This is a genomic window from Alsobacter ponti (assembly GCF_024294805.1).
Classification (GTDB): Bacteria; Pseudomonadota; Alphaproteobacteria; order Rhizobiales; family Beijerinckiaceae; genus Alsobacter; species Alsobacter ponti.
The window spans coordinates 184,031-196,562 of the sequence record NZ_JANCLU010000006.1 but is presented as its reverse complement, the minus strand read 5'-3'; the positions used below and the strand labels follow the sequence as shown (position 1 = coordinate 196,562).

The following is a 12,532-nucleotide window of genomic DNA, read 5'->3' as shown; positions in this document are numbered from 1 at the left end:
GCGATGAGGAAGTTCGGCCTTCGGCAACTGGCGATGCTCGCCCCGACGCAGGGTCTGCTCATCCTCATCATCGCCCTGCCCTCGCTCTACGTTTTCTGGCTGAGCTTCACGGAATCGAGCTACGGCAAGGCGCCCACCTTCATCGGCTGGGACAATTACGCCGCGATCTGGAACGACCGCTATTTCTGGCGCGCGCTCGTCAACACGCTGATCGTCATCAACGTCATCGTCTATGGCGAACTCGTGCTGGCGTTCCTCCTCGCCTCCGTGTTCGCGAAGGGCGTGCCGTTCCGCAAGACGCTGCTGGCCATCGTCCTGATGCCCTACGCGATCAGCGAGGTCGTCGCCGTCGTCATCTGGAAGTTCCTGCTCGACCCGAATGTCGGCAGCTTCGCCAAGGCGATGGCGGCGGCCGGCCTGCCGGACATCAACTGGGCGACAAACCCGACGCACGGGCTCGGGCTGGTGAGCGTGGTCAGCATCTGGCTGCACCTGCCGTTCACCTTCATCCTCATCTACGCCGCCATGCTCGCCGTGCCGAAGGAGCTCTACGAAAGCGCCACGATCGACGGCGCGAGCGGCTGGCAGAGCTTCCGGTTCGTGACCTTGCCCGGCGTGATGCCGGCGATCTTCGTGGCCCTGATCTTCCGCTACATCCTCGCCTTCCGGCTGTTCAGCGAGGTCTGGCTGCTGACGGGCGGCGGCCCGGCCCGCACCACCGAGGTGCTGGCGATCTATTTGTACAAGCAGAGCTTCACCTATGCCTCGTTCGGCAAGGGATCGGCCACCGGCTGGGTGATGGTGATGATCTCCGGCGCGATCGCGGCGATCTACCTGCGCCTGCTTTACAGCCGGGGGTTCAAGCAGGATGCGTGAATCGCTGGCCAGCATCGTCGCGCGGACGCTCGTCATCCTGCTGCTGATCGTGTGGTCGGCGGTGCCGGTCGCACTGGTCGTGCTGTCCTCCTTCAAGCCGACGGCGGAGATCTTCACCTATCCGCCGACGCTGGTGTTCGAGCCGACGCTGGAGCACTACCGGACGCTGTTCGAGAAATGGCCGGACTTCATCTGGACGCTGCGCAACAGCGCGGTCATCGCGCTCAGCGCCACGGCGCTCACGCTCGTGGCGAGCGTGCTGGCGGGCTACGTCTATTCGCGCTATCGCGGCGGGGCGCTGGCGGGATCCGCTCTCTTCATGGTGGCGATCCGCCTGCTGCCACCCATCGTCATCACCCTGCCGCTGTATCCGGTGGCGGACTTCCTGGCGCTGAGCGACAGCTACACGATCCTCATCCTGCTCTACGCGACGTTCTTCGTGTCGCTCGGCAGCATGATCCTCAAGACGTTCATCGATTCCATCCCCGACGAGCTCGACCAGGCGGCGACGATCGACGGCGCCAGCGAAATGCAGATCCTGCGCCGGGTCATCGTCCCGCTCAGCGCGCAGGGCATGGTGGCGGCGAGCGTGTTCGTGTTCGTCTACGCCTGGAACGAATACCTCTTCGCCTTCATCTTCACGACGACGAAGGCGAAAACCGCCCCCGTGGTCATCAGCGAAATGATGGGCAGCCTCACCGGTGTCGACTGGGGCCTGCTGTTCGCCGCCGCCACCGTCCAGCTCGTCCCCGTTGTCGCCTTCGTGGCGCTGGTGCAGAAATTCCTCATCGCCGGCCTCACCGCCGGCTCGGTCAAGGGGTGACGATGAGCGACGCGACGCGGCGGCGGTTCGACCTCGGCGGCCGCGTAGCCCTGGTCACCGGATCGAGCCGGGGAATCGGCCGAGCCATCGCGCTGGGGCTGGCCGAAGCCGGCGCGACGGTCGCCGTGCATTACGTGGGACGCCGCGAGGCTGCCGAGGCGGCCGCCGCCGCGATCCGCGCCGAAGGCGGGACCGCCGAGACCTTCCAGGCGGATCTCGCGGACGAGGCGGCGGCGAGAGCCCTGGTGGACGCCGTGACGGCGCGGCTCGGCGCGCCGGATATTCTCGTCCTCAACGCCTCGGCCGAGCACCGGCACGCCTGGGACGCGATGCCGGCGGCCGATTTCGACGAGGAGATCGCGGTCAACCTGCGCACGCCGCTGGCGCTGATGGCGGCGGCACGGCCGGCGATGTCGCGGCGGGGCTGGGGCCGCATCCTGATGATCGGCTCGATCCAGAGCGCCAGGCCGAACCCGCGACTGGCGGTCTACGCGGCGCTGAAGTCCGCCAGCGCCAACCTCGCCCGCAACCTGGCGGCGCAACTCGGCCCGGAGGGCATCACCGTCAACGTGCTCTCGCCCGGCGCCATCGCCACCGAGCGCAACGAAGCCGTGCTCGCCGACCCCGCCTACCGCCAGCGCGTCGAGGCGCGGATCCCGCTCGGGCGGGTCGGAACGCCGGAGGACTGCGTCGGGGCCGCGCTGCTGCTGTGCTCGGACGCGGGCGGCTACATCACCGGCAGCGAACTCTATGTCGACGGGGGCTGGAACGCCGCTTGACGGCTTGCCTCGCCAAGCGCGTTCGAGAGCCAGGCCCGTCGACCTTGATAGTTGCGCTAATTCGAATATACCCATCAGGAATCGCGCGGCGTCCGCCCCCGTGCCCGCGCGGACAGCAGACGCCGCCCCGGCGTCACCTGGAGGCGACATGTACACGAATTGGGCCGATTTCCTCGGCGGACTCAGCGAGCCGCTCAAGCAACTTCGCGCCGGTCAGGCCGAGGTGATGCGCAATTTCTCCGGAATGGCCCAGGCCGCCCTCAAGACGAACGCCCTCGACACCAAGACGAAGGAGTTGATCGCGCTGGCCGTCGGCGTGGCGCTGCGCTGCGACGACTGCATCGGCTTCCACGTCAAGGCGGCCATCCAGCAGGGCGCGACGCGCGAGGAAGTGCTCGAAACGCTGGGGATGGCGATCTACATGGGCGCCGGACCGTCGGTGATGTACGCGAGCCACGCCATCGACGCGTTCGACCAGATGACGGCCCCAAAAGAAAAGGCGGCGTCCTGAGACGCCGCCTGGATTCGCGGAAACCGGGCCGCTCTCAGCGGCAGACGCGGACCGTGCGGTAGGACGCGACATTGCCCCAGCGGTCGTAAAGCGGCTCGCGCTCGCGCCAGCACGTCGCCACCGGCGCGGCGTAGTAGCCCGGCGCGTAATAGCTGGGGCGGTACCCGTAGCCGTATCCCGGCCCGTAGGCATAGGGGCGCGCGGCGTAGCCGATCGCGCCGCCGACCACGGCGCCGGTCGCCAGCCCACCGAAAAACGCAGCATTGCGGCCGTACTCGGCCGAAGCCGGGGCGCTGTTTCCGACAAGAGACGCCGCCAGGGCCAGGGCTCCCGCAGTGGTCGCAGCGAACTTCCGGATCATCGTCAAACCTCTCTCCTGCATGACTGTCTCGAGCCTTAACCGCGGCCGATGAATGGAACATGAATACGGTGATTCATGTCCAATCGGTGGCGGCGGATTCTAGCGCTTGCTTGACATTTGCATGCCCCGGACCTGACGCGGGGCTATGGCTCCGGCCGTTGAACGCCCATCTGGTCGCACGTCAGATGTGCCGGCTGACGTGCTCGGCCGTGCGGAAGGCCAGCGCCAGGATGGTGAGCACCGGGTTGAACCCGCCATTGGTGGGATGCAGCGAACCGTCCGCCACAAACAGGTTGTCGTGCCCCCACACCCGGCCCCACGGATCGGTCACCGAAGTCGTGGGGTCCGTCCCCATGCGGCACGTGCCGGCCTGGTGCTGGCCGGCGGAGAGGCGGAACACCAGCGGATCGTGCCATGTCCGCGTCGCGCCGGACGCGCGCAGCCAATCGAGCGCGCGCTCGCGCATGAACAGCGCGGTGCGCATGGTCTCCGGATGCACGACGCCCGAAAGCCGGGCCACAGGAATCCCGAAGCGGTCTCGAACGGCGGGATCGACGCTGACACGCGAGTCGAGCGTGGGGATCTCCTGCACCGGGCTGAACAGGCGCGACACGTATCGGTAGCTGCGCTGCATCTCCTCCTTCGCGGCGAGGCCCCAGCGAGGCGCGTCCCCCGGCATGGCGCGCTTCCAGAAAATCACCGGCAGCATGATGAAGTCGTCCGCCATCATCGAGCCGCCGATCAGACCCGGATTGCCGTGGTTGAAAGCCGTGCTCGCGATCGAGACGCCCGGCCCGCGCGGATCGTAGACCGGCTCCTCGAAGCGCCCGTAGACCATCGGCGAAAAATGGCCCTGCAGGTTTCGTCCGACCCAGCCATTGGCGTTGCCGAGGCCGCCGGGCGCGGCGTCGCAGGCGGAATTGAGCATCAGGCGCGCAGTCTCGATGGCTCCCGCGCAGAGCACCACGGCGCGCGCCCGGAACGAGCGCTCGAGGGTGCGGCCGCCGGCATTGCCCACCACCGTGACGCCGCGCACGACCCCGCGCGAATCGACGTTCACTCGCGAAACGGTCGCCGAGGTCGCCAGCGTGCAGCGGCCGGTGGCCAGCGCGCGCGGGATCACCGTGTTCTGCGTCCCGTTCTTGGCGTCCACCGGGCAGGCGAAACCGACGCAGGAGCCGCATTCCGCGCAGGCGGCGCGGCCGTGGCGCGGCGCGGTGTTGATCAGCAGCGGCGGGATCACGGTCGGGATGCCGATCGCCGCGGCGCCACGTTCGAGCACGCGCCGGCTGGCGTAGCCCGGCACGGGCGGCATCGGATAGCCCCGGCGGCGAGGCGCGTGCTGCCCGGACGGCGAGCCGGCGACGCCGATCTCCCATTCGGCGCGCTCATACCAAGGTTCGATCTCGCCATAATCGAAGGGCCAGTCGGCGAGCGACGAGCCCTCGGGCGATCCGTAGCGGGACGCCATGCGGAAATCGTCGGGATGGAAGCGCCAGGCCTGCGCGCCGTAGACGACGGTGCCGCTGCCCACGACGGCGGCGTTGTTCTGATAGCCGTTCTCGTGCGGGCGCACGACCCGCTCCCCACCCCCCGGCTCGACAACGACGCGAGGATGGCCCTCGATATCCGGCCCGGCATTATGGCCGTAGGCCGACAGTCGCTGGTTGCGCAGATGGTCGCGCGCCATGCCGAGCGTCGTCGGGTCGCCGGGGCCGCGCTCCAGCAACAGCACGCGGTGGCCGGCCTCGGCGAGCACGCAGGCGACGACGCCTCCGCCCGCCCCTGCGCCGACCACGATCACGTCATGGACTTCGTCGATCTCGTCCAGCCCCGCGGTGGCGGAGGGAGAGACGAGCGGACCGACGGGCGGCAGGCGCGGATCGTAGCCGAGCGCGGTCCAAGAATGGTTGCCGGCGTTCCCGCCGGAGCCCTCGTCGGCGTAGAAGCCCTCCGTCGTCCACTCCGCCAGTGCCGCGAACCAGGGAGCGCGGGCCTCGGCCGCCAGCATCTCGTCCTGCCTCGCGGGGTCCAATGCGGCAAAGGCGACGCCGAAACGCCAGCGCGCCGTCTCGTCCAGGGCCGCGGCGCCGCGCGCCACCGTGTCGGCCGCCGAGGGGTCCGCCGCGAGGCGCGCGCGCACATAGGCCGCCGTCCCTGCCTCGCGCGCCCCGGGCGTCTCGCCGCCGGGGACGATCCGGTCGACGATTGCGTCGAGCATCGGGTCGAGCGCGTGCATGGGATTCGGGTTTAGGCTCATGGCGCGGTCTCTTCAGGGCGAGGACGGATTCGCGTGCGCGAGGTCGGAGGCCTGCAGCGGCTTGCGGATGGCCAGCAGGATGATGAAGGCGAGCGCCGCGAGCGACGCCGCCGCCAGGAACACGCCGCTGCCGAACTGCTGGTAGATCGGCCCGACGGCGAGCGTGGACAGAGCGGTCATCACGCCGATCAGGGTGACGAACTGGCTCTGCACCGTCGCCCCGCGCAGGTCGCTCACATGCACCTCCACGAAGCGCATCAGGCCGAGATAGCTGCAGCTGAAGGTCGCGGCGTGCGTGAGTTGCAGGAGCACGATGACGCCGGCATGCGGCGTCAGCGCCATCAGCGACCAGCGCAGCGCCGCCACGCCCGACGCCAGGGCGAGAAGGCCGAACGGGCCGAGGATGCCGGTCACACGCGGCCCGGCCCAGAACATGACGATCTCGGCGGTCGTCGCAAGCGCCCACAGGAAGCCGATGGTGCGGTCGGAAAAGCCGTGCTCGCGCAGGTAGATGGAGCCGAAGATGTTGAACGCGGTCTGGCTCGTCAGGGCGAGCCCGGCCACCAGCATCACGGCGACGAGCAGCGGCTGTTGGCGCAGCGGAAGGTTCGGGCGCTCGTCCTTGACCGGCGCGCCGGCGCCATCCGGCAGCGCCAGGAAGGCGACGAACTCCACCGCCAGCATGGTCATGAACGCGTAGAACACGGCGGTCGGCCCGCCGAGACCGAGGATCTGGCCCCCGATCAGCGCCGCCGTGGCGTAGCCCGCCGAGCCCCAGAGCCGCATGCGGCCATAGCTGTGCGCCCGCCCCTGCCTCACCAGGCTGAGAACCGTGGCGTCGACGATGGGCGAAATCGCCTGCGACATCAGCATCATCAGGCAGGTGAGCGCCATGATCGGCCAGAAGCCCTGCGCCCGCGACAGCAGCATCGCCGTCGCCAGCACCAGCAGCGCGAGCACGCGGATGACCCGCGTGCGGTTCGACGAACGGTCGGCGAATGACCCGATGGCGGGCGTGACGAACAGGCGCAGCAGAAGCGGCGCGCTCATGATGACCGAGATCTGCGACTCGGTGATCGCGTGGGCGGAAAGCCAGATCGGGAAGAAAGGCTGATGGAGACCGTTGCACGAAAACAGCGCGAAATAGGCGCAACACACCCGCACAATCGTGGACCGGTCGTCCTTGGCCGACGAAATCAAGCCTCTATCCCTCCCCGCCCGGGTCGATCCCGGTCCGGAACGCGCGGGCTCGCGGGCCCATGTCGCCGGCGCCGCCTGCCTGTCCCATGCGGCGACGGGGGAGTCTAGGGTCGGTTACGATACAAAAAACGTATCCTTCAATACCGATTTTGCGCCGGCGGGCTGTTAGCCTCACCTTAACGTGGCCGGAACCGAGGGTGGCATCCGGGGGTCGGCGCAACCCGCGCCCGCCGCCAAAGGATCGACCGGATCAGGCCGGGTTTGCGACGAGCGGACACAAGAGCCGCGCGAGCACAATGGAGGAAGCCAATGACGGGCGGAATCGGAATCAACCGGCGGCAGACTCTGGCGCTGGCCATGGGCGGTCTCTTCGCGCTGACCTGCGACGAAGAGGCGAGCGCGCAGGGCACGACGACACTCACCTTCTGGACTGTCCGGCTGAATACGCCCGAACTGTCCGCGGCGCTGAAGCAGATCCTGGCCGACTTCGAGAAGGAAAACCCGGGCATCAAGATCAAGCACGAGCCCGTGTCCGGAAACCTGGTCTATCCGAAGTTCATGGCCGCCATGCGCGGCCAGACCATGCCGGACGTCGCCGAGGCCTACTCCTATCACCCGCTCCAGTTCGCCGCCGCGGACCAGATGGAGCCGATGGACGACATCATCGCCGAGTGGGACAAGAACGGCTATCTTGCCGACATCTTCAGCGAGTTCGCCTACAAGAAGTTCTTTTGGAAGGGCAATTACTGGGGCGTTCCCTACAACCTCGATATCCGGCCGATCTACTACCGCAAGGACCTGCTGGACGCGAAGGGCATCAAGCCGCCGCGCACGTGGGACGAGTTCCAGGCCGCCGCCATCGCCCTCAACGATCCGGCCAACGGCGTCTTCGGCGTGGTCTACCCGGCCGGCGACTTCCACATCGCCCAGCACTTCTACATGTCCTTCATGTTCCAGGCCGGCGGCAGCATCCTGGACAAGGACGGCAACCTCGTCTTCGGCACCACGGCCAAGGACGCCAACGTCAAGGCGCTGACCTTCCTCACCGACCTCGCCACCAAGTACAAGGTCACGCCGCCCGGCATCGCCTCCTACAACACGGACGACCCGCATACGCTCTACGTCCAGGGCCGCGCCGCCTTCGGCTTCGGCACGGGCGAGGTGATCTCGCGCCTGATGAAGGAAAACCCGGCGCTGTTCGACAAGACCGGCATTCTCGAGGTGCTGGAAGGGCCGGCCGGCCCGTCCGGCAAGCTGTCGGCGGCGTTCTACAACCCGATGTTCGTGTGGAAGTACAGCCCGGCCAAGGAGCAGGCCAAGACGTTCATCCGCTGGTTCGTCCAGCCGGGCCGTCTCGAGCGCCTGTACCTCGCCGCGCCCGGCCGCCACTGGCCGATCTTCAAGCGCGACATCAACACCGACCGCGTAAAGAACAACCGCCTTCTAAGCGAGGCGCTGGAGAAGGTCGTGCCGTACTCGACCGACTTCGCCTATCCGGGCTTCGGACGGCCCGAGATGGGCGTCATCGACGGCGAGAAGATGTTCGCCGGGCCGGTGAACCAGGTCGTCGTCGGCGCCAAGACGCCCGAGAAGGCGGTGCTCGACGCTCACGAGGCGATGAAGAAGGTGTTCAGCTCCTAAAGAGGAGCCAAGCGGCGACGGCAAAGCCCGTCGCCGCCCCTTTCACCTGGCCGGAGAGCGTTTCGATGTTCCTGCAAAGGCGAGTCCGTTTCGCCTACGTCCTGATTTTGCCTTCGCTGCTCATGATCACGCTGCTCAGCGTCGTCCCGATCGTGGAAGGCGTCATCGTCAGCGTGCAGAACCAGAACATGCTGCGCGGCAATCCCACCGCCTTCGTGGGGCTCACGCATTATTTGCGCGCTTTGACCGACGAGCCGCTGTTCTGGCCGAGCCTTGCGAAGACACTGTACTGGACGGCGGGCTCGGTGGCCGGCGCGTACCTCGTCGCTCTCGGCCTCGCGCTGCTACTCAACATGGAGATCTGGGGCCGGGGCCTGTTCCGCGCCCTGTTCCTGATCCCCTGGGTGATTCCGGACGTCTGCACGGCCCTCTTGTGGAAGTGGGCCTATGGCGACGAGTTCGGGGTCATCAACTTCCTGCTCGCCAAGTTCGGGCTCATCGGCAGCCCCATCACCTGGCTTTCGAACCCGAACATCGCCATGCCGGCGGTGATCGTGGTGCAGATCTGGAAGCTCTACCCCGTGATGTTCATCACCCTCCTCGCGGCCCTGCAGAACGTGCCGAAGGAACTGTTCGAGGCCGCCACCATCGACGGCGCCAACATGGGGCAGCGTTTCCGCTACGTCACCTTTCCGGCGATCCGCTCGACCAGCATCATCATCACGCTGCTGGCGTCGATCTGGACATTCCAGGCCTTCGACATCGTCTACCTGCTGACCGGCGGCGGACCCGCCGGCGCCACCAAGATCTTGCCGACGCTCGTCTACGACAAGGCGTTCTGGGGCTCGGAGATGGGCTACGCCGCCGCCATCGCCATGCTGATGCTGGTGTGCCTCCTCGTCATCAGCGTGGCCTATTTGCTGGTCTACCGCTCGCAGGCGGAAGCGGCTTGAGGAGCGAGCGGAACATGCAACGCAAACCCACCTTCCTCGGCCTGCCGCTGACCTACCGCACGATGATCTGGTTCCTGGCGGTCTACGCCCTCCTGATCGTCGCCGTCGTCGCGATCCTGTTCCCCGTATTCTGGATGGCCTCCTCCTCGCTGAAGCCGCAATCCGAGCTGTTCGCCCGCAATCTCACTATGCTCCCGGTCAACTGGAGCCTGGAGAACTATCGGAACGTGTGGCTGGGGACGGACTTCCCGATCTACTTCGTCAACAGCTTCAAGGTGGCGGCCATCACCACCGCGCTTTCGGTGGCGATCTCGATCTACGCCGCCTACGCGATCGCCCGAATCCGCTTCCCGGGCCGCTACGCCTACGGGCTGCTGCTGCTGGTGACGCAGATGTTCCCGCACATCCTGCTGGTCATCCCGATGTTCATCATCATGCAGCGCATGGGGCTCCTGAACACCCACGCGGCGCTGATCATCGCCTACACGTCGTTCTCGCTGCCCTTCACCATCTGGATGCTGCGCGGCTTCTTCGAGGCCATCCCGCAGGAGCTCGAGGAGGCCGCCGCCATCGACGGGGCCTCGCAGCTCACGGCGTTCCACAAGGTCATCCTGCCGCTCGCCGGCCCCGGGCTCGCGGCCGTCACCATGTTCGGCTTCATCCGCAGCTGGAACGAGTTTCTGTTCGCCCTCGTGTTCATGCAGTCGCACGACCTCTTCACCCTGCCGATCGGCCTGGCCAGCTTCCAGGAGGAATACACCTTCCGCTGGGACCTGCTGATGGCGGGCGCGGGCATCGTGACGCTGCCGGTGCTGTTCTTCTTCCTGCTGATGCAGCGCTTCATCGTTCAGGGCTTGCTGGGAGGAGCGGTCAAGGGCTGAGCATCGCGTTTCGACAGGCCTGAACGTCGACCGCGCGGCCGGCGAACGGTCGAGTTGTGTCCTCCACCAGAATTATCGTTGCGAAAGGGAGACTGTCATGAAGTTCGGAGCCTCGTCCTGGCCGTTCCAGTGGGACCCACCCTACGAGACCTGCATCAAGCGGGTCGCCAGCCTCGGCTTCAAGGCCATCGAGCTGATCGCCTGGAACAAGGACTATCTGAAGGACTACTACACGCCGGAGACCATCCGGACGCTCAAGTCGGCGCTGGCGGGCGAAGGGTTGTCGCTGTCGCAGTTCGTTTCGACCCCGCACGACCTGTCGAGCCCCGACGCGGCCAAGCGCGAGGCGGCCATCGACCACTGGAAGCGGGCCGTCGATGTCGGCGTCGAGCTCGGCTCGCCGATCATCAACATGGTCAGCACCCACGCCTTCGCCATGAAGGACAGCCAGGAAATCCCGCGCATCACCACCAAGCCCCTGGTGCAGACCTTCGCCGCCAAGGTGCCGCGGGGAGTCGACTGGGACAGGAACTTCGAAGACTACGTCGCCGCCCTGAAGGTCTGCGCCGCTTACTGCGAGAAGGCGGGCGTGATGCTCTCGATCGAGCCCCACCCGGCCCGCTACGTGGCCAACACGGACGGCGCGCTGCGGCTGCTGGAACACGTGAATTCCAAGGCGGTCGGCATCAATTTCGACCCGAGCCACACCTTCCCGGTCGGCGACTTCCCCAACATCTCGGTCTACCGGCTCGGCCGCAAGATCATCCACTGCCATGTGTCGGACAATGACGGCGTGACCAACGTCCACTGGCGTCCCGGCATGGGCAAGATCGACTGGACGGCGATGTTCCAGGCCCTCAAGGATGTCGGCTATGACGGCGTCATCTCCATCGAGCTGGAGGACGTCCCGGGCGTCTCGCGGGGCCCCAACTCGACCGCTCCGGGCGTCTACCGCAACCCCACCGCCACGGACGAGTTCGTCGCCGAAACCGTCGCCGGCATGAACTACCTCAAGGCCATCTGCAAGGATCTCGGCATTACAGTCGAGTGACGCGGCCGGGAGCCCGCCGCGCGGGCTCCCGGCTCCATCAAAAACGAACGCAGCTCCGGAAGAACCATCATGCCACGCCGCCAACTCGTCTATGTCGGGACCTACAGCGAGCCCATCCTGTTCGGCACGGGGCAGGTGCTCCAGGGCCAGGGCAAGGGCATCTACTGCTTCGAGTTCGACGCCGCCAACGGCGCGCTCGTGCCCGTCGGCATCACCGAGAACGTGCGCAACTCGTCCTATCTGGCGTTCGATCCCGCGCGGAAGTTTCTTTACTGCGTCAACGAGTTCAAGGAGTACGAGGGCAAGGCCAGCGGAGCCGTCAGCGCCTTCCGGATCGACCCGGAGACCGGCGCGCTGACCTACCTCAACACCACGGCGAGCCACGGCACGGACCCCTGCCACCTCGTCGTGGACGCCACCGGGCGCAACGTGCTCGTGGCCAATTTCGCCAGCGGCAGTGTGTGCGTGCTGCCGGTGCGCGACGACGGCTCGCTCGGGGATTCCTGCGAGTTCATCCAGCACCAGGGGTCGAGCATCGATCCGCGCCGGCAGGCCGGCCCGCACGCCCACGCCGTGACGCTCGACCGCGGCAACCGCTTCCTTTTCGTGCCCGACCTCGGCATGGACAAGGTGATCAACTACGCCTTCGACGCCGGGACCGGAAAGCTCACGCCCAACCCGCGGCAGCCGTGGATCGCGACAAAGCCCGGGGCGGGGCCGCGCCAGATCGTGATGCACCCCAAGGGGCGCTTCGCCTACCTCATCAACGAGCTCGACTCGACCATGACGGCCTACGCCTACGACGCGGAGACCGGGGTGCTCACGGATTTGCAGACCCTGCCCACCCTGCCGGCCGGCTTCACCGGCCACAGCACCTGCGCCGAGGTGCAGATCGCCCCGTCAGGGCGCTTCCTCTACGGCTCCAACCGGGGCCACGACAGCATCGTCATCTACGCCATCGACGAGGCGAGCGGCACGCTGACGCTGGTCGGCCACGAGAGCACGCGTGGCAAGATCCCGCGCAATTTCGAGATCAGCCCCACCGGCGAGCACCTCGCCGCCGCCAACCAGGATTCCAACAACGTCGTCATGTTCCGGGTCGACACGGCGACCGGAAAGCTCACCGCCACCGGCAATGTCGTCGAGGCCGGAACGCCTATCTGCGTGCGCTTCATGTAGCGCGCCAAGGCCCTCCC

12 protein-coding genes are annotated in these 12,532 nt (G+C 67.1%); 9 read left to right on the top strand and 3 right to left on the bottom strand.

Annotation, left to right across the window (positions count from 1 at the left end; translation table 11 throughout):
* Positions 1–3 precede the first annotated feature (3 nt).
* The 4 genes from NK718_RS08580 (at position 4) to NK718_RS08565 (ending at position 2,989) form a co-directional block, all read left to right on the top strand.
* Entirely contained in the window at positions 4–876 is an 873-nt protein-coding gene (locus tag NK718_RS08580) for a carbohydrate ABC transporter permease (RefSeq protein ID WP_254740626.1), read from the top strand.
* Positions 869–1,699 carry a carbohydrate ABC transporter permease gene (locus NK718_RS08575; RefSeq protein WP_254740624.1) on the top strand — a complete coding sequence of 277 codons (831 nt, stop codon included), beginning with the start codon at positions 869–871 and terminating at the stop codon, positions 1,697–1,699. Before NK718_RS08580 ends, NK718_RS08575 begins: the two co-directional genes overlap by 8 nt.
* Before the next feature lie 2 nt (positions 1,700–1,701).
* Positions 1,702–2,478, top strand: coding sequence for an SDR family NAD(P)-dependent oxidoreductase (locus NK718_RS08570; protein ID WP_254740622.1), 777 nt, complete (start codon positions 1,702–1,704; stop codon positions 2,476–2,478).
* Between the two features lie 148 nt (positions 2,479–2,626).
* The gene (locus NK718_RS08565; protein WP_254740620.1) at positions 2,627–2,989 is read left to right on the top strand and encodes a carboxymuconolactone decarboxylase family protein; all 363 of its coding nucleotides are present in this window, start codon (positions 2,627–2,629) and stop codon (positions 2,987–2,989) included.
* A gap of 34 nt (positions 2,990–3,023) precedes the next feature.
* On the opposite strand, the gene NK718_RS08560 is transcribed toward NK718_RS08565, so the two are convergent.
* The 3 genes from NK718_RS08560 to NK718_RS08550 form a co-directional block, all read right to left on the bottom strand.
* Complete coding sequence (locus NK718_RS08560; RefSeq protein ID WP_254740618.1) at positions 3,024–3,350, bottom strand: hypothetical protein; 327 nt, start codon at positions 3,348–3,350, stop codon at positions 3,024–3,026.
* 181 nt (positions 3,351–3,531) lie between these two features.
* Positions 3,532–5,610, bottom strand: coding sequence for a GMC family oxidoreductase (locus NK718_RS08555; RefSeq protein ID WP_254740616.1), 2,079 nt, complete (start codon positions 5,608–5,610; stop codon positions 3,532–3,534).
* A gap of 12 nt (positions 5,611–5,622) precedes the next feature.
* Positions 5,623–6,810: an MFS transporter gene (locus tag NK718_RS08550; RefSeq protein WP_254740614.1), complete on the bottom strand. Its 1,188-nt coding sequence runs from the start codon at positions 6,808–6,810 to the stop codon at positions 5,623–5,625.
* A 309-nt stretch (positions 6,811–7,119) separates the two neighbouring features.
* On the opposite strand from NK718_RS08550, the gene NK718_RS08545 reads away from it, so the two are divergent.
* The 5 genes from NK718_RS08545 (at position 7,120) to NK718_RS08525 (ending at position 12,515) form a co-directional block, all read left to right on the top strand.
* Positions 7,120–8,451 carry an ABC transporter substrate-binding protein gene (locus tag NK718_RS08545; RefSeq protein WP_254740612.1) on the top strand — a complete coding sequence of 444 codons (1,332 nt, stop codon included), beginning with the start codon at positions 7,120–7,122 and terminating at the stop codon, positions 8,449–8,451.
* 65 nt (positions 8,452–8,516) lie between these two features.
* On the top strand, positions 8,517–9,404 hold the full coding sequence (locus tag NK718_RS08540) for a carbohydrate ABC transporter permease (RefSeq protein ID WP_254740610.1): 888 nt from the start codon (positions 8,517–8,519) through the stop codon (positions 9,402–9,404).
* A gap of 14 nt (positions 9,405–9,418) precedes the next feature.
* The gene (locus NK718_RS08535) at positions 9,419–10,285 is read left to right on the top strand and encodes a carbohydrate ABC transporter permease (protein ID WP_254740608.1); all 867 of its coding nucleotides are present in this window, start codon (positions 9,419–9,421) and stop codon (positions 10,283–10,285) included.
* A gap of 97 nt (positions 10,286–10,382) precedes the next feature.
* Positions 10,383–11,336, top strand: coding sequence for a sugar phosphate isomerase/epimerase family protein (locus NK718_RS08530; RefSeq protein ID WP_254740606.1), 954 nt, complete (start codon positions 10,383–10,385; stop codon positions 11,334–11,336).
* Between the two features lie 69 nt (positions 11,337–11,405).
* Positions 11,406–12,515 carry a lactonase family protein gene (locus NK718_RS08525; RefSeq protein WP_254740604.1) on the top strand — a complete coding sequence of 370 codons (1,110 nt, stop codon included), beginning with the start codon at positions 11,406–11,408 and terminating at the stop codon, positions 12,513–12,515.
* Positions 12,516–12,532: the final 17 nt, after the last annotated feature.

Excerpts from the sequence above, each read along its gene's own strand:
- NK718_RS08560 (WP_254740618.1), bottom strand. The coding sequence starts at position 3,350 with ATGATCCGGAAGTTCGCTGCGACCACTGCGGGAGCCCTGGCCCTGGCG.
- NK718_RS08530 (WP_254740606.1), top strand. The coding sequence starts at position 10,383 with ATGAAGTTCGGAGCCTCGTCCTGGCCGTTCCAGTGGGACCCACCCTAC.
- NK718_RS08555 (WP_254740616.1), bottom strand. The coding sequence starts at position 5,610 with ATGAGCCTAAACCCGAATCCCATGCACGCGCTCGACCCGATGCTCGAC.
- NK718_RS08535 (WP_254740608.1), top strand. The coding sequence starts at position 9,419 with ATGCAACGCAAACCCACCTTCCTCGGCCTGCCGCTGACCTACCGCACG.
- NK718_RS08580 (WP_254740626.1), top strand. The coding sequence starts at position 4 with ATGAGGAAGTTCGGCCTTCGGCAACTGGCGATGCTCGCCCCGACGCAG.
- NK718_RS08575 (WP_254740624.1), top strand. The coding sequence starts at position 869 with ATGCGTGAATCGCTGGCCAGCATCGTCGCGCGGACGCTCGTCATCCTG.
- NK718_RS08540 (WP_254740610.1), top strand. The coding sequence starts at position 8,517 with ATGTTCCTGCAAAGGCGAGTCCGTTTCGCCTACGTCCTGATTTTGCCT.
- NK718_RS08545 (WP_254740612.1), top strand. The coding sequence starts at position 7,120 with ATGACGGGCGGAATCGGAATCAACCGGCGGCAGACTCTGGCGCTGGCC.
- NK718_RS08565 (WP_254740620.1), top strand. The coding sequence starts at position 2,627 with ATGTACACGAATTGGGCCGATTTCCTCGGCGGACTCAGCGAGCCGCTC.
- NK718_RS08525 (WP_254740604.1), top strand. The coding sequence starts at position 11,406 with ATGCCACGCCGCCAACTCGTCTATGTCGGGACCTACAGCGAGCCCATC.
- NK718_RS08570 (WP_254740622.1), top strand. The coding sequence starts at position 1,702 with ATGAGCGACGCGACGCGGCGGCGGTTCGACCTCGGCGGCCGCGTAGCC.